Below are 18,995 nucleotides of genomic sequence, written 5' to 3' on the forward strand. Positions count from 1 at the left end.
TTCATATTTTTGTTTTTACGCATGTCTTTGTCCCGAAACCGCTGCACACTTTTGGGAGACATGCTCTATTGCACCAGCGCCGGCTGCTGGCAGCGGACATCCGTGACCCGCACATCGGCTTCGCCGATCTTAACGCCGAGAACCAGAAGCACGTTGTAGAGCAGCTGATCGACCGGAGCGGTGACTGCCGCAAGCGTGTTGGCAAGCGCCGACTGAATGCCCGCCAGACCTCCCAAATCCAGGTTGAGGAAGAGAAGCCTGATATCCAGGTTGAGGTTTTTCAGCAGTGAACTGACAAGAGTGGTGACTGTGTCCTTGGTGGAGACACTCTTGATCTTGGCCTGGGTAATATCGGACTGCGTGAAGGTCAGCTTGCTCTTGGTCATATTGGTGGCGTTGATGAGGGCGCTGCCATTGATGGCGAGCAGTGCTGAATCCACGATTGCGGCCTTGGTGACGCGCGGGTCCCTGCCGAAATTGGCAAAGGCAGTGGTATCGACATTGCCAAGGGCGATTTCGGCAATGCCGGGAACGACCTCGACATCGACGGTGCCCTGTCCGCCACCCGTGCAGCGAATATCGGCAAGCCGCGCTTCGGCATGGGCGACTTCCACATAAAGCGGGAGATTGACCTTGAGGCCGGCAATGGCCTGAAGCCCGTCCACCACGACACTGACCGCAAGACGGGTCTGTGCGGTACGCACCACGGTGCCCTGACCGCCAACCGCGAGCGACGGCGTTTCGACCGGCGGTTCACCGATGGCGAGCGTTGCCTTGACCGAGGCGAGGCCGAGAAGATTGGCGTTGATATTAAGCCCCAGCTGGTTGCCGCCATTGCCCGCCACGGCGGCGGCATTGATGAGATCGAAGACGCCGGCGGTGACCTTGAGGTTTTCGCCCGTACCGATCAGCTTGTCCGAGAACGGGCCGAGATTGAGGATCTCCTCGAGCTTGATCTTGACGTTGCTCTTGTTGACGGTTTTTTGCAGCGTATTCAAAATGTTGACGACCGCCGGCTGCAAGCCTGCGGTTTTCGTCAGCACGTCGAGGAATTTGCCGTAGCTGATTTCCGTCTTCAGAACATCCTTATAGGTGCTGGCGGTGAGGTTGAGATCGATGGCCAGCGCCTCGACGATTTTGAGCGCATTGACATCGGCGGCGAGAAGCGCCTGATAATCCATGAGTTTCAATGAAACCGTGGTGCCGAGCAAGCCGCCGAGCAGGCTGTTGAGAATTCCCTCATCGAGGCTGGCGAGGCGCGATCCCACCGAAAATGCCGCGATCCTTTGGGACGAGGCCGTTCCGACCGCCGAGACCTTTGGCGGCTTGGTGAAGGCGGAAGCGAAGAATATCTGGCCCTGTTCGACGATGTTCACCTTTATCGCATTCGTGGGCAGGGCGTTATCGACGAAACGCTGGCCGACCGGGACTGTCGCATCCGGCTCGTAATGACCCTTGATGACCTCGGCATAACCCTTGCTGTTGGCGAATTCATTCAGCGGGTCGAAGGGTTGCAGGCCCTTTTCGGTCAAAAGTCCCTGCGCCGTCCTGACACCGAGATCCATGCCATTGAGGGCGAAATATTGCTGAACCGCCTTTTCGGCGTCCGCGGCGTTGGCTGCCGCCGATATGGCTGCGAGATCGGCGGTCTGCTGCAACTGCCGTTTTTGCAATGTCAGATAACCGTAGTCGACGCCGAGCGCCAATATGCCGATGAAGAGCGGTGCGGTGAGCCCCGCCGAAATGGCGATGTTGCCCGTTTTGTCCTTGAGGAAGCGGGGAAGCAGGGAATGAAAATCTCGCATGTCATGCTCCTCCGATCCGGATGGTGGAAAAACGCCGGATGACCGGCTCGGGCAGGGTGTAGCTGTAGAGGCTCCAGATCGGCAGATCGCGGGCGTCATATTCGACCTTCACCGTGAACTGGTTGGCATTGGCGGGATCCGTCGCGACATCGACGGTGAAGCGGCTCTTGTCCATAAAGGCGTAGCTGAGGTCGCTTTTGGTGACGAAATCCCGGGCAAGCTGCTGGCGTTCGGTCGTATTGAGGCCGGCAACCGCTGTGCGCGCCGCGTCGGCGGCGATCTGCTGCACCGAATAGGCCGCCATCAGATAAATGCCGTAGGCGATCATGGTGAGCAGGACGAGAAAGAATATCGGTGCGACGATGGCGAACTCGACAGCAGACGAGCCAGATCTATCGCGAAAGAAACGCACTCCATTAAACATAAAGCACCCCCGTTCCTTCAGGCATCAAGGTTCGATGCCTTGATTTATTATTTTCGGAAATGCTAATTTATAGGTGTTAATTTTGTGTTGATGCCGCTCCCATGGGTTGCAGCTCTTCTTAAACTTTCGCGTTTACTTCAAATCAGCCGAAGGCCTTTGAAACTGGCGTGGCCGTCCTTGCCGATGATGATGTGGTCGTGGACGGTGATGCCGAGCGGCTTTGCCGTATCGATGATGGTCTTGGTCATCTCGATATCCGCGCGGGAAGGGGTTGGGTCTCCACTTGGATGATTGTGGATTAAAATCAAGGCGGTAGATGAAAGTTCAAGGGCGCGGCGCACCACTTCGCGCGGGTAGACCGGCGTGTGATCCACGGTTCCCTGGCCCTGTACCTCATCGGCGATCAGGACGTTGCGCTTGTCGAGGAAGAGGACGCGGAACTGTTCGCGCGTTTCATGGGCCATGGCGGCGTGGCAATAATCGATGACCGAGGACCAGGAGCCGAGGACCTGTTTGTTGCGGATTTCGCTTTTCAGCATGCGCTGGGAAACGGAGGCGACGAGCTTCAGATCGAGAGCCACGGTTTCGCCCACGCCCTTCACCTCCTGCAACAACGGCAAGGGCGCGCCGAGCACGCCGCCAAGCGTTCCGAAACGGGCGATCAGGGCCTTGGCGATGGGTTTGGTATCGCGCCTCGGGATCAGCCGGAAGAGAAGAAGCTCCAGCAATTCGTAATCGGCGAGCGCCGCGTCGCCGCCATCGCGATAACGCGCCCGCAGCCGGTCGCGATGTCCGTGATAATGGGCGGCATCCGTTTCCTGTTCGACCATGGCTGCCGGCCTTTTCGCGCCGCTTCGCGATTCGGCGAAAAAGCCGCGCTCATCCGCTCCGTTGAACAGATCGCCTTCGCCCGCCTGAAAGCCGGGAGTTTTGGAAAGATCGGCGGAAGGCGGGGCGGGGCGTTTTGCCATAGGCGGGTCTGGCCTTATGCGGGGGGAAGCGGCGGCAGGCCCGGACGGTCGAAGCCACCGGGCGACAGTGTGAAGATTTCGCAGCCCGTGGCCGTGACGCCGACGGCATGTTCATATTGGGCGGAGAGCGACCGGTCGCGCGTTACCGCCGTCCAGCCGTCGGAAAGCACCTTCACATGCGGTTTGCCGAGATTGATCATCGGCTCGATGGTGAAGATCATGCCTTCGCGGATTTCCGGCCCTTCGTCCGGGCGGCCGTAATGCAGGATGTTCGGCGTGTCGTGGAACAGGCGTCCGACGCCATGGCCACAGAAATCGCGCACCACGGAGCAGCGCTCGGCTTCCGCATAGGCCTGGATTGCCGCGCCGATTGCGCCGGTGCGCACGCCGGGCTTCACCGCCGCGATGCCGCGCAGCAGGCATTCATAGGTCACTTCCATCAGCCGCTCGGCGGCGCGCTTGATCTGGCCGACCGGATACATGCGGCTCGAATCGCCATGCCATCCGTCAAGCACATAGGTCACGTCGATATTGACGATATCGCCTTCGCGCAGCGGCTTTTCATCCGGAATGCCGTGGCAGACGACGTGGTTGATCGAGGTGCAGACGGATTTGGTATAGCCGCGATAATTCAGCGTTGCCGGCAGCGCGCCGTGGTCGGCGCCGAATTCGAAGACGAAACGGTCGATGGCGTCAGTCGTCACGCCCGGCTTGACGATTGCGGCGAGTTCATCGAGGCAACGCGCCGTCAGCTGGCACGCCTTGCGCATCCCGTCGAAGTCCTCAGCGGTATAGAGGCGGATAACGCCGGTATTCTTGAGGGGGGCGGAGGCTGCGTCGATATAGGTGACCATCTTGGTGCTTTCTGTCTCTTTACGTCCCTGTTCATAAAACAGCCGGACGCCATTCGTCCATCTTAACCGTTCCGCTGACCGAAATTTGTGCCGGGGAGACCGTGCATTTCACCGCATAGGCCTCCACGCCGCGCGCCATCGCCCGCTGAAACGCCAGCGCATAGACGGGATCGAGATCGTCGCAGATGCGCATCCGGTCGCAATCGTCGCGCTGGATGAGATAGAGCATCACCGAACGGTAACCGGCTTCCGCAGCGTCACCCAGTTCCTCCAGATGTTTCGCGCCGCGTTTGGTGGCGGTATCGGGAAATTCGGCGAGGCCTTGCTCGCGCATGAAATGCACGTTCTTCACTTCCACATAGGCGTCCGGCCGGCCGGGCTCGGACAACAGGAAATCGATGCGAGAATTGCGGCCGTATTTCTGTTCGCGCCGGATCGTCGAATAGCCGCCAAGTTCAGGGATGCGGCCGTTCAGGATCGCTTCTTCCGCCAGCCGGTTCGGCATGCCGGTATTGATGCCGACCGTGGTGCCATCGGCCTCGACCATTTCCAGCATGTGCCGGTACTTGCGGGTCGGGCTGTCATGTTCCGACAGCCATATGCGGGAGCCCGGAGCCGTGAGCCCGCGCATGGAGCCGGTATTGGGGCAGGAGCCGGTGATCGCGGTGCCGTCTTCCAGAACGGCATCGAACAGGAAACGCTTGTAGCGGGCGATCAGCGTGGCGGGAGTAAGCGGGGGCGTGAAGAACATGTGGCCTGAAAGATGAGAAATGATGGGTGCGGTCAGGAGAGGACATAGGTTCCCGGCGCATCGCCGAGCACGGGGCCCTTGCCGTCTTCCGGTTTTCGCGCCGTCACCTTTTCAGCGCTCTGGCTTTCGATCCAGTTCTGCCAGTGCACCCACCAGGAGCCTTTGTGCGGGGTGGCGGCGGCCTGCCAGCCGTCAAAGTCTCCGGCCGGTGACGGGCCTGTCCAATATTGGTATTTTTCAAGCTGCGGCGGATTGATGACGCCGGCTATGTGGCCGGAAGCGCCAAGCACGAATTCCACCGGCCCGCCGAACAGCGCAGCACCCGTAAAGACCGATTTCGCCGGCGCGATATGGTCCTCGCGGGTGGCGAGATCATAGACCGGGATTTTGATGTCGCCGAGATTGATCCGGTTGCCGGCGACCCGCATCAGCCCGCGGGCGAGATTGTTCTCGAGGTAACAATTGCGCAGATAAAACGAGTGACTGGCGGCCGTCACCCGGGTCGAATCGGAGTTCCAGTAGAGCAGGTCGAAGGGCAGGGGCTCGGCGCCGCGCAGATAATTATCGACCACATAGGGCCAGATGAGATCGGAGGCGCGCAGCATGTTGAAGACGGTCGCCATGATCGAGCCGTCGAGATAACCGACCGCCTGCATATGCTTGTCCAGCGCGGCAAGCTGGCCTTCGTCTATGAAGACCTTGAGATCGCCGGCATGGATGAAATCGGTCTGGGCGGCCAGCAGCGTGGCGCTGCGGATGCGTTCATCGCCTTGCTGCGCATGCAGCGCCAGCGCTGAGGATAAAAGCGTGCCGCCGACGCAATAGCCGATGGCGTTGATGTCCTTCTCACCGGTCCGCTCCTCGATGGTATCCAGCGCAAAATCGATGCCTTCGCGAACGTAATCATCCCAGCCCTTGTCGGCGAGGCGGGCATCCGGGTTAATCCAGGAGACCATGAAGACGCTGTGGCCCTGCTCGAGGCACCAGCCGACGAAGGATTTCTGCGGGTTGAGATCGAGGATGTAGAATTTGTTGATCCATGGCGGCACGATCAGCAAAGGCCGTTTAAAGGCCTTCTGCGTCGTCGGAGCATAATGGATGATTTCGCAGAGCGGGCTTTTTGCCACCACCTTGCCCGGCGTGACGGCGATATTCTGGCCGATGACGAATTTGCTGTAATCGGTCTGGCGCAGTTTCAGATGGCCATTGCCGGCCGCTACATCCTCGGCCAGCTGCGCCATGCCCTTGACGAGATTGGCGCCGCTGGAGGCGACCGTCTCGCGGAAGACCTGCGGATTGGTGAAGACGAAATTGGCCGGCGAAAGGGCCTCTGTCACCTGGCGCATATAAAACAGCGCCTTGGTGCGGGTATGTTCGTCCAGCCCATCGGCCTCCGTCACCATCCGGTCGGCGAAACCAACGGTGGTCTGGTAGGCTTTCAGGAGAAAATCGAAGAACGGATTGGCCTGCCAGTCGGCATCTGCAAAACGCCTGCTCCTGCGTTCCGCAGGGCCGCTTTCGGCGGGTTTTTGCGGGGCCGAATCGGCATCGCCGGAAAACTGCGCCACCGATTTTGCCCAGAGATCGTAATAGCTGGAAAGCAGATGGGTCTGCGCCTCGAGCGAGCGCTTCGGTTCGGCCATCCAGTATTCGGCGACATCGGAGAGCGTCCTGACGAGATCGGTTACCGGATCGGCGCTGGTGTGGGGAACCTCACCGCGTTCGCGCGGGGCGAGCCATTCGGATGCGGCCTTGCCGAGATTTTCGAGCGCACGGGCGATGTTGATCGCGAAGGTTTCCGGGTCGCGGATCAGGTAGGCCTCGGCGGAGCTGGCGTCGAAGCCGGGCGTTTTGCCACCCTTTTTCGTGTCCCCGCCGTCAACACCTGCCATGCACCATCCTCCGCCAAATTTATGTTTGCACATTCTGCATGAAAACGAATACAAGTTCCACCAGCAAGGGGAGGCCGCAAAGGGCCGAACCGTGGTCGAATTCGATATCTGCAGATATCCTTACAGGCGGAACATGACGATGGGCAAGCACATGGGCACATGGGGAACATATGCGGAAAATGCGGCAAGAATCGCTGTGCTTTCGCTCTCCGGCGCAATGCTCGCCGCCACACTTGCCGCCTGCAAGGCTCCGGAGCCGATCGTCGCGCCCGCCCATATGCGCCGCCCGACGGCCGAAATCGTCGGCCCGCGCCCGGTCAGCGACACTGCGGTGAGCCAGAAGCGCGACACCGGCACCTATCCGACCTTCTCGCAGCCGCTGACGGCCGCTGGCACCCAGATGGGCGAGGATGAAGCCTCCACCATGGAATCGAGCCTCTCGCGCCTCGGTGCGGCACGGCGCAACGGCCAGATTTCGGAAGCCGAATACAAGCGCCGCGTGGCGGAGCTGCGGGCGCTTGCCGAAAACCAGAAGCCGGTTGCGACACCTGCCGCCTCGCAGTGAGATCACGCCGCGCAGTTTGCGCGGTCTCAGCGACGGACCAGATTATCTTTGATTGACAAAACATGCCCCCAAACGCGCCATTCCATATGGAGCGAGCGGGTGCCGCGGACTTCTCCCCGCCGGGGAGAAGTCCGCGGCAGCGGGATGAGGGGGCAAGCTCTCCGCATATCTCTGCGCTTGCCCCCTCATCCGACCCTTCGGGCCACCTTCTCCCCGGCGGGGAGAAGAAACAAGCGGGGATGCCGAACTTGCTACAGCGACAATCACGGCTGAGGCCCTGTCGGCCCGGCAATCATAACCCCTTCTTTACCCTGCCTTTGAACCATCTGCTTACCCAAGATGTTAAGCGGATGGATGCGGTTTGCCGCTTATGATGCAGCCATAACAAACAGGCCGCTGAAAAAGCGGGGCACGGGGTGAAATATCATGAAATGCATCGCCGCTTTGCTGGTTCTTGCCGGTTTTGCGCTCGCACCCGCTCAGGCGCGAGCGCCGCATATCAATTTCGGGACATCTGCACTTCAGGGGCAGTGAGAGGCAAATTCCGTCAGTCGTTGCCGGCGGCGTCACTCAGCACGTCGAGATCCGGCACGGTGATGTGGCGATTGTTCTCGATGCGGATAATGCCTTCCTTGCGCAGCTTGGTCATTTGCCGGCTAACCGTTTCGATGGTCAGACCGAGGAAATCGGCGATATCGGCGCGTGAAAGCGGCAGGTCGAAGCAGGATTTGTCGTCGTTTTCCGGGTCGATATGGGTGGCGATCATATAAAGGAAGCTGGCAACCTTTTCCTGCGCCGATTTGCGCCCCAGCGTCAGCATCCAGTCGCGAGCCTCGTCCAGTTCCTTCAGGGACTGGCTGTGGAGCTTGCGTTCCATATCGGGCACTTCGGCAACCATCCGGTCGACGACACGGCGCGGGAAAAGACAAATCTCCACATCGGTTGCGGCTTCCGCCGTCATCTTGCTTTCCGCCATGAAGGGGCGGCCGAGAAAGTCCGGTGCGAATTGCAGGCCGACGATCTGCTGGCGGCCATCCGACATCATTTTCGACAGCTTCACCACGCCGTTTAGGATATTGCCGTAGGAGGTGACGAGTTCGCCCTGGCCAAGAAGCTCGTTGCCCGCTTCCAGTTTCTTGCGGCTGGAATGGCGATTGAGGTCACAGAGCTGCTGCGGCGTCAGCGTGCTGCAAAGACCGCCGTGACGCGCCTCGCAGGAGCGGCAAACAACGGGTTCTTCCGAATTGTGGATGGTCTTCTGCAGCGTGTCCATAAGCCTTTTCCAATGCTGGCTTTTTCGGGACGATTACGACCGTGGGTGTCAAATCCGGTCTCATGCAAGGCTTTCGCCACGTAGCCGTCGCCCCTGCGTCTACTTTAGCAAGAACTTACGGTGCAATTTGATTGAAGTCAAAGTTGCAAACTGTCGCAGCCGTTACTGAAAGAGAGGAAATCGACATTTTCTTGATAAAAGGCAAATCGGGCGATGAATACCGAACTTCTTCACAAATATTCGGGTGCAGTGCCGCGCTACACGAGCTATCCGACCGCGCCGCATTTCCACGAGGGAATCGATAATGGCACCTATCGCCGCTGGCTCGGCGCGCTCGGTCACAGGAATCGCCTCTCGCTTTATCTGCATATTCCCTATTGCGACCGGCTGTGCTGGTTCTGCGCCTGTCACACCAAGCACACGCTGAAATACGAGCCGATTGCCGTTTATCTTGAAGCACTTAAGCAGGAGATCGAGGCCGTCGGCGCGCTTGTTTCGCCGGATGCGGTGGTGGGTGCCGTGCATTTCGGCGGCGGCTCGCCCACCATGTTGAAGCCGGAGGACATGCAGAGCCTGATGGACTGTCTGCGGCGTCATTTCACCTTCGGCCTTGCACCCGAGATCAGCGTCGAGATGGACCCCAACGATCTGGATGACAGCCGCTACGATGCGCTTGCCGCCATCGGCATGTCGCGGGCGAGCCTCGGGGTTCAGGACTTCGATGACAAAGTGCAAAAAACCATCAACCGCATTCAGTCCTTCGAACAGACGAAATCCGTGGTGGATGCGGTGCGGGCGAGGGGCGTTCATTCGGTCAATTGCGACATTCTTTATGGGCTGCCGTTCCAGACCTGCGGGACATTGGAAAAGACGGTGAACCAGATCGTGTCGCTCGACCCCGATCGCATCGCGCTTTTCGGTTATGCGCATGTTCCGTGGATGAAAAAACACCAGTCGCTGATCCCGGAGCATGCCCTGCCGGATATTGCCGAACGCTACCGCCAGATGACGATGGCGGCGGAGATGCTGAAACAGGCGGGTTACGAGGCCATCGGCATCGATCATTTCGCCAAGCCGACCGATACATTATGCCAGGCCGCCGAAGCGGGCGCCCTGCGGCGGAATTTTCAGGGCTATACGACCGATACGGCCGATGCGCTGATCGGACTTGGTGCATCGTCCATCGGCAGGCTGCCGCAGGGTTATGTGCAGAACATGGTGGCGACGGGGGAATATCAGCGGATGGTGGGCGAGGGCGGTCTTGCCGCCGTCAAGGGCATAGAGTTGTCTGAGGACGATCATCTGCGCTCGCATGTCATCGAAAGGCTGATGTGCGATTTCGCTATCGATCTTTCGCAGTTGCAGCACCGTTTCGGCAATGTGAGCCATTCCGTGAGAGCCCAGGCGCAGCATTTTGCCGCAAGCGACAAGGATGGCGTGGTGCGGATGGACGCCGATATTTTTGCGGTGACGGAGGCTGGAAAGCCCTTCGTGCGTAATATCGCGGCAATCTTCGACGCCTATCTCGGCAATGGACGCGGCCGCCATTCGGTTGCTGTTTAGGCAACAGTTTTGGGGCAAATTTCAAAGTTACGTCACGAAACCATTGGCTTTTTTGTGCGACTTGCCTATGTGGTGCGTCAGACAGGATAATTCATACGAACGACAATAAGGATTATGGGCGTGACAGCTACATTCGACAAGGTTGCCGACATTATCGCCGAAACCAGCGAAATCGACCGCGAAACCATTACGCCGGAGAGCCACACGATCGACGATCTGGGCATCGACAGCCTCGACTTTCTTGATATCGTTTTCGCGATCGACAAGGAATTCGGCATCAAAATTCCGCTCGAGCAGTGGACGCAGGAAGTCAACGAAGGCAAGGTTTCCACCGAAGAATATTTCGTGCTGAAGAACCTTTGCGCCAAGATTGACGAATTGCGCGCAGCCAAGGGCTGATGTGACAATGCCCGCTTGCAGCGGGCATTTTCTTTTTGATGCCGCCTGCGGGCAAACCATGACTAACCGACCAGAGACGGGCCGGACGGATGCTGCTTGAATATTTTCAGATGATCGACAAGGTCGAGGCCGTGGACATGACGACGCGCACGTTGAAGGCGCAGTCTGTCGTTCCCGACAAAAGCCCGGTTTTCGAAGGCCACTTTCCCGGCATGCCGCTGGTTCCGGGCGTGCTTCTGATCGAGACAATGGCGCAGGCTTCCGGCATGATGGTTCTGGCGTTTTCCGATTTCGCCTCCATGCCGTTCCTGATGTCGGTCGACGGCGCCAAGATGCGTACCTTCGTGGAGCCGGGCGCCGTTCTCGACATCGAGGCGGTGCTGGAGCATGACGGTTCCGGCTTTGCAGTGACCAAGGCGAAGATCACCTCGGATGGCAAGAAAGTCTGCGACGCGCAGCTTAAGCTCAGGACCATGCTCTTCAGCGAAATCCCGCTTGGGCCTATCGTCAAGAAGCGGGCCGAGGAAGTCGGCCTGATGGCGGCGATTGCCGCGGATGCGCAGAAATAAGCGTTTCCATCCGTTTCGAAGGAGAGCGTTTTTCCCGCCGGCCCGGTTTTTGAGCACGAAAATCGTAGGCTCGCGACGGCGGATCAGGCCTTCACCATTGCCAATCCGCATCGCGCGCTTTATTCCGCAACGCATGAAGTGGTTGTTCGCGACCGCTGTTGGATAGCCGTGACCGTTTCGACGGGGCCGGCTGCAAAGGATGACAGACGATGAAATCTGACAATGATGTGGTGATAACAGGGGTCGGCATCGTGACCTGTCACGGCGTCGGCAGCCAGGCGCATGTGGCGCTTCTTTCGGGAACCGCCGTGCCGGAGCCGGTGGTCGAGACCGAAAAGTTCAAGCCCTATCCGGTCCATCCCATGCCGGAGATCGACTGGTCCGCGCAGATCGCCAAGCGCGGCGACCAGCGCCAGATGGAAAACTGGCAGCGTCTCGGCGTTTTCGCCGCCGGTCTGGCACTCGACGATGCTGGGCTGAAGGAAGATGCCGAAGCCTGCGCCACCATGGACATGATCGTTGCCGCCGGCGGCGGTGAGCGCGACATCAATGTCGATACGCTGATCGTCGACGAGGCGCTGAAGCGCAATGACCGCGAAAAGCTGCTCAATGAGAAGCTGACGACGGAGCTGCGTCCGACGCTGTTTCTTGCCCAGCTTTCCAACCTGATGGCCGGCAATATTTCCATCGTGCACAAGGTTACCGGGTCTTCCCGCACCTTCATGGGCGAGGAAGCGGCCGGCATTTCCGCCGTCGAAACCGCGTTCCACCGCATCCGCTCCGGCGAATCGAGCCACGCGCTGGTGGGCGGCGCCTTCTCGGCGGAACGTCCCGACATGATCCTGCTGTTTGAGGCCATCGGCGCGCATGCGCAGGGCGGCTGGCAGCCGCTGTGGTCGCGTCAAGGTCAGGAAGGCGGCGGCATGGTTTCCGGTTCGCTCGGCGCGTTCCTGGTGCTGGAATCGCGCAAGCACGCCAGCGAGCGCGGCGCGCGCATTTACGCCCGCATCGACGCCATCGAGGGCGACCGCGGCAGCCGTGACGAAGGCAAGATGGAAAAGCGCATGGAGCGGCTGCTTGCTCCCGCCAAGGACAGTGCGGCGACCGTCGTGTTTTCCGGCGCGAGCGGTTATGACGGCGTGACGGCCCGCGAGAAGGACATTCTCGAAAAGGCCCTGCCGAATGCCGTCATTCGCGGTTTTGGCGGCGTCACCGGTCATGGGCTGGAAGCACAGTTTCCGCTCGGGCTGGCGCTTGCCGCGCTGACGCTTGAAAGTGGCGCGAAGGTGCCTACCTTCGATGCGGCTGAGGAAAAGCCCATGGGCGAGGCGGCCAGCGAAGCCGTCGTCACCACCGTCGGCCATGTGCGCGGCGAAGGTGTCGCCGTTCTGTCCCGCGACGTTTGAGGAGAAAGACCATGACTTCCAATTTCAGGGATCATCTCGGTCGTCCCATCGTCGCCGTCACCGGCATGGGCATCATCACCTCGCTCGGGCAGGGGCTCGCCGATAACTGGGCGGCGCTGACATCGGGTAAATCGGGCATCCACAAGATCACCCGTTTCCCGACCGAGGGGCTTTCGACCCGCATCAGCGGTACGGTGGATTTCATCGATATCCCCGTTCCGAATTCGGTCGAGCGTTCCTATGCCTTCGCGCGCGAAACCACCATCGAGGCACTGGCGCAGGCCGGTATCTCCGGCGATTTCGATGGCCCGCTGTTTCTCGCGGCGCCGCCTATCGAGCCGGAATGGAGCGCCCGTTTCGAGCTTGCCGACCGGTCTCCGCCGGCCGCCCAGCCGGGTGACGCCTATGAACGGTTCCTGACGGCCTTCCGCCAGCGTCCCGACCCGGCATTCCAGGAAGCCGCCCTGTTCGGCGCAATTTCCGAGCGTCTTTCCGACCGTTTCGGCACACGCGGCCTGCCGGTCACGTTGTCTACGGCCTGTGCATCGGGCGCGACCGCGATCCAGCTCGGCGTCGAGGCAATCCGCCAGGGCCGCACCGAGCGGGCGCTGACGGTGGCCACCGACGGTTCGGTCAGCGCCGAGGCGCTCATTCGTTTCTCGCTTCTCTCCGCGCTTTCCACCCAGAACGATCCGCCGGAAAAGGCCTCCAAGCCGTTCAGCAAGGACCGCGACGGTTTCGTGATCGCCGAGGGTGCTGCGACGCTGGTGCTGGAATCGCTGGAAGCCGCCGTTGCGCGCGGCGCGAAGGTACTCGGCATCATCAAGGGTGCGGGCGAGAAGGCCGACAGCTTCCACCGCACGCGGTCTTCGCCCGATGGCGGCCCGGCGATTGCAACGATCCGCGCGGCACTGGCCGATGCGGGCGTGGCAGAAAGCGATATCGGTTACATCAACGCCCACGGCACTTCGACGCCTGAGAACGACAAGATGGAATATGGCTCCATGCTCGCCGTCTTCGGCGAGGGTCTGAAGAATATTCCGCTGTCGTCCAACAAGTCGATGATCGGCCATACGCTCACCGCCGCCGGCGCCGTGGAAGCCGTGTTCTCGCTGCAGACCATGCTGACCGGCACGCTGCCGCCGACGATCAACTACAGCAATCCCGATCCGACCATCACGCTCGACGTGGTGCCGAATGTGAAGCGGGATGCTCAGGTGAGTGCGGTTCTGTCCAACTCCTTCGGGTTCGGCGGGCAGAATGCAAGCCTTGTCATGACGCGGGAACCGGCTTAACCGGTTTCGCCATCAACAGGAGCGTTTCCCGGGCAACTGCGGAAACGCTCTCGCTTCTTTGATTACGCATTCCGGCCGCAAAACGGTTACAGAGTTTTGCTGGAATCGCACTAGAGATTAACGCCTTCGGGCGAAGGACTGATATATGCGCGCTCTTCAACTCGTGGACGACCGGAAGCTCGAAAAAGTGGACCTGCCCGAACCGGATGCGCCGGCGCCGGGCGAGGTGACGCTGCGCGTCAAGGCGGTTGCGCTCAACCACATCGACGTATGGGGCTGGCGCGGCATGGCTTTCGCCAAACGCAAGATGCCGCTCACCATCGGTGCCGAGGCTTCGGGTGTGGTCGAAGCCATCGGTCCGGGCGTTTCGAATGTGCTGCCCGGCCAGCTCGTGTCGATCTACGGTGCGCGCACCTGCGGGCTGTGCAAGCCGTGTCGCGAAGGCCGTGACAATCTGTGCGAACATGTGCAGGGTGTGCACGGTTTCCACCTTGACGGTTTCGCGCAGGAAAAGATCAATATTCCCGCCCGCCAGCTGGTGCCTGCGCCGCATGGCGTCGATGCCGTTGCTGCGGCTCTCGCACCGGTGACCTTCGGCACCGTCGAGCACATGCTGTTCGACAATGCCAAGCTGGAGTCCGGCGAAACCATCCTCATCCATGCCGGCGGTTCCGGCATCGGCACGGCGGCGATCCAGCTTGCCAAGAAGATGGGCTGCACCGTCATCACCACTGTCGGTTCCGACGACAAGATCGAACGGGCGAAGGCGCTGGGCGCCGATCACGTCATCAACTACCGGACCGACCGTTTCGAAGGCGTCGTGCGCAAGCTGACGAAAAAGAAGGGTGTCGACGTCGTGTTCGAACATGTCGGCAAGGACACCTGGGCGGGTTCGATGTTCTCGCTGAAGCGCGGCGGCCGTCTCGTCACCTGCGGTTCGACGTCGGGCGTCTCCACCGATATCAACCTTATGATGCTGTTCCAGCAGCAGCTGAAGCTACTCGGCTCGTTCGGCTGCCGTATGGAAAACATGGCCAACGCCATGCAGAAGATGGCGCGCGGCATCGTTCATCCCGTCATCGACACCGAAGTGACCTTCGACGATATCGACCGGGCGCTGGAGCGCATGGAGACACGCCAGGTATTCGGCAAAATCGTGCTGCGGATGGACTGAGCATCTTGAAGCTTTTCCTGACACGGATTGTCCTGAAACTGGACCACTTCCGGCAGTGGCTGATTGCGACATTCGCCTTCGGCCTTCTCAACCTGCTGAAGCTCTTTCCCGCTGATGCGGGCATTCGCGCCGCCGACCGGCTGGCGCGCTGGGTGGGGCCGAAAACCGAACGCCACAAGCTGATGCTCCATAATCTGGCGCGCGCTTTTCCGGAGAAATCCGAAGATGAGCGGCTTGAGATCGCCATGGATAGCTGGGCCAATATGGGCCGGCTTGCGGCGGAATACGTGTTTCTCGACCGGCTGTTCGATTTCGATCCGGAAAAGAACGAAACGGGCCGCATCGAGGTCGAGGGCATTCCGACCTTCCTCGAGCTGCGCGACAATCCGCGACCCTTCATCGTCTTTACCGCCCATAGCGGCAATTTCGAATTGCTGCCGGTGGCCGGCTCGGCTTTCGGTCTCGATGTAACGGTGCTGTTCCGTCCGCCGAACAATCCTTTCGTGGCCGACAAGGTGTTCAACTTCCGCAAGGAGCGCATGGGCAATCTTGTGCCGTCGCACGCCGGCTCCTCTTTCGCGCTGGCGCGGCAGCTGGAAAAGGGCGGCGGTGTCGGCGTGCTCGTCGACCAGAAGTTCGGCAAGGGGCTGACGACAAAGTTCTTCGGCCTTGAAGTCCGCACCAACCCGCTGCTTGCCAAGCTGGTGCGGCAGTTCAACTGCGATGTCTATCCGGCCCGTTGCGTTCGTCTTCCCGACAATCGCTACAGGCTGGAAATAGAGCCCAAGGTTGAAATTCCGCGCGATGAGAAGGGTAATGTCGACATTCAGGCGACGGCGCAGCTTCTGAACGACAAGGTGGAAAGCTGGGTGCGCGAATACCCCGGACAATGGCTGTGGTATCACGACCGATGGGACGTGAAGCACCAGATTTAAGGTGATGCCGTGCGGCCCGATCCTCGGCGATTTTTACGAAATTCGGCCGTAGAATGATGTGTTCCGATGTTTTTTCCATATTAATGGAACCTCATTTTTCGTTCATGGATTATCGAAATTGAAAAATTGGCGGCTGCTGTGATATTTTGGACAACAATCCTCGCAGCGTTCCTGCGTTTCGTTACGTCATTTTTAAGCGCAAAGACGCTATAATCAGGGGGCAAAGGGTTAATCCGTTCGCATTGGGAACCGGGTTATGCCCGTTCAGGGAGAGTTGGGTTGAAAGATTTGATTGAGTTGTTCTGGCTGCGTTATACGGAACTGCAATCTGCCGTTGGTAAGAACGAAGCCGACAAGATCGCAGTGCTGGAGCGTGAACTGGAGCAGCTTCTCGAGCGGGTCGTCGGACGCAAGACAGAAAATTCCGAAGATATTCGCGAGCAGTTCCGTTTTGCCATCGACCTCCTCAACCACGAGGCGGAGGATCTGGGCTGCGTCCAGCGCAACTCCGAGCTTCTGCGGACGCTCGTTGATCGTTATGTCGGCATGCCTTCGAAGGCCAAAGTCGTTGGTGACGAGGACGAGGACACGCTGGAGTGGCATCATCGCCACCTGATCCTCGATGAAGACATGCTGAACGATCTGGACGATCCCGTCGTGATCGTTACGCCCGGCTACCGCGTTTCGTTCGCCAATTCTCTTGACGCGTTTCAGCGCAATGCGCCGGAAGGGCTTGTGGGTTGCCATATTGCGGAGCTGGTCGGCGTCCACCGTTTCCAGAACGACCTCAGGGACAAGCTCGACAATTGTTTCAAGGGCGATACGTCGAAGTATACCTACGCGGAAGACCAGAACGGCCGCACGATCGTGAAATCGTTGGAAATGTCACCGTGTTATTCATCTGCCTACAAGCTTGTTGGCGCGATGGTCGTCATCCGTGAAATCGAGGATCGCAGACGCCGCGCCACGGCGTGACGTTACACGTCCGTCTCTGACGACCATCCTTTTACGTCGGGAATATTGTTTCCCATATCGTCGCGATGGACCACGCGGACGAAGCGTCAATAAGAAGCTTCGTCGCCATGGCCAGGCAGGAAAGCACCAGCAGCGGGCGGATGATCTTCGCGCCGTTCTTCATGGCGAAGCGGGAGCCGATCTGTGCGCCGATGAACTGGCCGACGCCCATGGCGAGGCCGAGCTTCCACAAAACCGCACCACCTATCGCAAACACAACGAAACCGCCGAAGTTCGAGCCGAGGTTCAGAAGCTTGGTGTGGGCGGTTGCTTTCAACATGCCGAAACCGGCAAGCGCCACGAAGGCGAGCATGTAGAAGGATCCCGCACCGGGGCCGAAAACACCGTCGTAGAAGCCCACCAGCGGCGCGACGGTGAAGCCGAACACGAAGGGTGTGATGCGGCGGTGGCTGTCGATATCGCTGAGCTGCGGCTTGAAGGCGAAATAGATCGCAATCGCGATCAGCAGGAACGGCATTATGGTGCGCAACACGCTCGAAGGCACGAAGCCGGCGGCGACCGCGCCGAGCCCGCCGCCAAGCATGGCCATGACGGCCATGGGCAATTGTTCCCTCAGATTGACGTGGCCGCGCCGGGCATAAGCGATGGTGGCGGAGGCAGAGCCGAACTGCGATTGCAGCTTGTTGGTGCCGAGCGTATCGAGCGGTGCAATGCCCATGATCAGCATCGCCGGAATGGTGATGAGGCCGCCGCCACCGGCAATGGAATCGATAAAGCCGGCAAAGATGGCGACGCAGAAAAGGACGAGAAAAACGTTGAGGGCGATGTCTTGCACTAGGGGATGTCCGGGCAGCGGCGGGAGAGGGCTTCTTCTTTCACTGAAAAGCCCGCCACGCAATATTTTTCTGCATGATATGCCGCCTGCGGGGGGATTGCGGTGTTGCCGCTTATCGTTATGTTTCCGTGGCGCGTCGCCGGCAGAAGCGGATGGCGCTTGAAGACATACGGATGAGGGCATTATGCATAAAGTGATATTCGATACGGATCCCGGTGTAGACGACGCCATGGCGCTTCTGTTCCTGCACCGTCACCCCGATATCGATCTGATCGGCGTCACCACGGTTTTCGGCAACGCTCCCATCGATATCACCACCCGCAATGCGCTCTTCCTCAAGCGGGAATGGCAGATGACCGCACCGGTCGCGAGAGGCGCCGGCGTGACCTTCGATCCCGCCCGCAAAGAGGGTCATTGGCCGACCTTCATCCACGGCGAAAACGGCCTCGGCGATATCGATATCCCTGAAACCATCGACCTGCCGCTCGATCCGCGCCCCGCACATCGCTTCATCATCGAGACGGTGAAGGCCAATCCAGGTGAGGTGACGCTGATCGCCGTCGGCCGCATGACCAATCTGGCGCTGGCACTGCGTGAGGAACCGGATTTTGCGGCGCTGGTGAAGGAAGTCATCGTCATGGGCGGCGCCTTCGACATAAACGGCAATGTCTCGCCGGCGGCCGAGGCCAATATTCACGGCGATCCGGAAGCGGCCGATCTTGTCTTCACTGCGCCGTGGCGCGTGGTCGTCGTCGGTCTGGACGTGACGACGAAAACCGTGATGACCAGCGCCTTCATGGCGGAGATGGCAGAGGCCGGCGGCAAGCCGGTGCAGCTGCTTTCGGACCTGTCGCAATTCTATATCGATTTCTACAAGACCCGCACCGGTGACGGCATGGTGGTGCATGACAGCTGCGCCTGCGTTTATCTCGTCGCGCCGGAACTGTTTACCACCCGCAGCGGCCCGGTGCGTGTCGTTTGCGGCGGGCTTGCCGATGGCCAGACGATCCAGAAGCCGGATGGCCGCGCCTTTCCGCCGGGCGACTGGGACGGGCATCCGAGCCAGCTCATCTGCACGGATATCGAGCCGGAGCGCGTGCTTTCGGTCATCCGCGCGGCAATTGTGAAGGGTGAGCGCGGCTGAAGGGCAGGGAATGGCCGTTCTTGAGCATGGCTTGCCTTGCATTTTCCAAGAATCTGGCGTTATGCAAGTTCCCTGATCATAGTGCGCGATCCGCCTTGCCGGCGGGGCTGAAAAGGCCGTGCCGGAAGGACGGGCGGATCACCGCTATGCGGCGTGGGACGAGAA

General features: G+C 60.0%; 18 protein-coding genes. 10 read left to right on the plus strand and 8 right to left on the minus strand.

Translation table 11 applies throughout. The annotated features are described in order from the left end of the window. Positions 1 to 65 precede the first annotated feature (65 nt). The 6 genes from PIB16_RS17505 to PIB16_RS17530 form a co-directional block, all read right to left on the minus strand. Positions 66 to 1,805: a TadG family pilus assembly protein gene (locus PIB16_RS17505; protein WP_271046056.1), complete on the minus strand. Its 1,740-nt coding sequence runs from the start codon at positions 1,803 to 1,805 to the stop codon at positions 66 to 68. A gap of 1 nt (position 1,806) precedes the next feature. Further along, positions 1,807 to 2,229, minus strand: a complete 423-nt coding sequence (locus PIB16_RS17510; protein WP_003524819.1) for a TadE/TadG family type IV pilus assembly protein — start codon at positions 2,227 to 2,229, stop codon at positions 1,807 to 1,809. A 137-nt stretch (positions 2,230 to 2,366) separates the two neighbouring features. Next, positions 2,367 to 3,200, minus strand: a complete 834-nt coding sequence (gene radC / locus PIB16_RS17515; protein ID WP_065654999.1) for a RadC family protein — start codon at positions 3,198 to 3,200, stop codon at positions 2,367 to 2,369. Between the two features lie 14 nt (positions 3,201 to 3,214). Then, a complete protein-coding gene (gene map, locus PIB16_RS17520; RefSeq protein WP_078053031.1) occupies positions 3,215 to 4,054 on the minus strand; it encodes a type I methionyl aminopeptidase in 840 nt (279 codons plus the stop codon). A 31-nt stretch (positions 4,055 to 4,085) separates the two neighbouring features. Continuing rightward, entirely contained in the window at positions 4,086 to 4,805 is a 720-nt protein-coding gene (gene sfsA / locus PIB16_RS17525) for a DNA/RNA nuclease SfsA (protein ID WP_271046057.1), read from the minus strand. 32 nt (positions 4,806 to 4,837) lie between these two features. Next, on the minus strand, positions 4,838 to 6,697 hold the full coding sequence (locus tag PIB16_RS17530) for a PHA/PHB synthase family protein (RefSeq protein WP_271046058.1): 1,860 nt from the start codon (positions 6,695 to 6,697) through the stop codon (positions 4,838 to 4,840). Between the two features lie 139 nt (positions 6,698 to 6,836). Between PIB16_RS17530 and PIB16_RS17535 the strand changes: the two genes are divergently transcribed. Then, entirely contained in the window at positions 6,837 to 7,262 is a 426-nt protein-coding gene (locus PIB16_RS17535) for a hypothetical protein (protein ID WP_223215599.1), read from the plus strand. A 547-nt stretch (positions 7,263 to 7,809) separates the two neighbouring features. Here the strand turns inward: PIB16_RS17535 and fnrN are convergent. Continuing rightward, positions 7,810 to 8,535 (minus strand): transcriptional regulator FnrN, encoded by a 726-nt coding sequence (gene fnrN / locus PIB16_RS17540; protein WP_065655003.1) that lies wholly within the window; start codon positions 8,533 to 8,535, stop codon positions 7,810 to 7,812. A 213-nt stretch (positions 8,536 to 8,748) separates the two neighbouring features. Here fnrN and hemN point away from each other — a divergent pair, with 213 nt between their 5' ends. From hemN to PIB16_RS17580, 8 genes are all read left to right on the plus strand, one after another. Beyond that, positions 8,749 to 10,098, plus strand: coding sequence for an oxygen-independent coproporphyrinogen III oxidase (gene hemN, locus PIB16_RS17545; protein ID WP_271046059.1), 1,350 nt, complete (start codon positions 8,749 to 8,751; stop codon positions 10,096 to 10,098). A gap of 114 nt (positions 10,099 to 10,212) precedes the next feature. Further along, the gene (locus PIB16_RS17550; RefSeq protein WP_003495848.1) at positions 10,213 to 10,497 is read left to right on the plus strand and encodes an acyl carrier protein; all 285 of its coding nucleotides are present in this window, start codon (positions 10,213 to 10,215) and stop codon (positions 10,495 to 10,497) included. Positions 10,498 to 10,586: 89 nt separating this feature from the next. Next, positions 10,587 to 11,066, plus strand: coding sequence for a 3-hydroxyacyl-ACP dehydratase FabZ family protein (locus tag PIB16_RS17555; RefSeq protein WP_271046060.1), 480 nt, complete (start codon positions 10,587 to 10,589; stop codon positions 11,064 to 11,066). A 209-nt stretch (positions 11,067 to 11,275) separates the two neighbouring features. Continuing rightward, on the plus strand, positions 11,276 to 12,472 hold the full coding sequence (locus tag PIB16_RS17560) for a beta-ketoacyl-ACP synthase (protein WP_080856386.1): 1,197 nt from the start codon (positions 11,276 to 11,278) through the stop codon (positions 12,470 to 12,472). Positions 12,473 to 12,483: 11 nt separating this feature from the next. Then, positions 12,484 to 13,767 (plus strand): beta-ketoacyl-ACP synthase, encoded by a 1,284-nt coding sequence (locus tag PIB16_RS17565; RefSeq protein ID WP_271046061.1) that lies wholly within the window; start codon positions 12,484 to 12,486, stop codon positions 13,765 to 13,767. A gap of 145 nt (positions 13,768 to 13,912) precedes the next feature. Beyond that, entirely contained in the window at positions 13,913 to 14,941 is a 1,029-nt protein-coding gene (locus tag PIB16_RS17570; RefSeq protein ID WP_059758710.1) for a zinc-binding dehydrogenase, read from the plus strand. A gap of 5 nt (positions 14,942 to 14,946) precedes the next feature. Continuing rightward, entirely contained in the window at positions 14,947 to 15,876 is a 930-nt protein-coding gene (locus PIB16_RS17575; protein ID WP_174039167.1) for a lipid A biosynthesis lauroyl acyltransferase, read from the plus strand. Between the two features lie 279 nt (positions 15,877 to 16,155). Continuing rightward, entirely contained in the window at positions 16,156 to 16,851 is a 696-nt protein-coding gene (locus PIB16_RS17580; RefSeq protein ID WP_035240634.1) for a hypothetical protein, read from the plus strand. Between the two features lie 31 nt (positions 16,852 to 16,882). Here PIB16_RS17580 and PIB16_RS17585 read toward each other — a convergent pair whose 3' ends face one another. After that, entirely contained in the window at positions 16,883 to 17,686 is an 804-nt protein-coding gene (locus PIB16_RS17585) for a TSUP family transporter (RefSeq protein ID WP_271046062.1), read from the minus strand. Positions 17,687 to 17,870: 184 nt separating this feature from the next. Between PIB16_RS17585 and PIB16_RS17590 the strand changes: the two genes are divergently transcribed. Beyond that, the gene (locus PIB16_RS17590; protein WP_271046063.1) at positions 17,871 to 18,830 is read left to right on the plus strand and encodes a nucleoside hydrolase; all 960 of its coding nucleotides are present in this window, start codon (positions 17,871 to 17,873) and stop codon (positions 18,828 to 18,830) included. Positions 18,831 to 18,995 lie beyond the last annotated feature (165 nt).

Source organism: Agrobacterium sp. ST15.13.015 (assembly GCF_027871645.1).
Lineage (GTDB): Bacteria > Pseudomonadota > Alphaproteobacteria > Rhizobiales > Rhizobiaceae > Agrobacterium > Agrobacterium leguminum.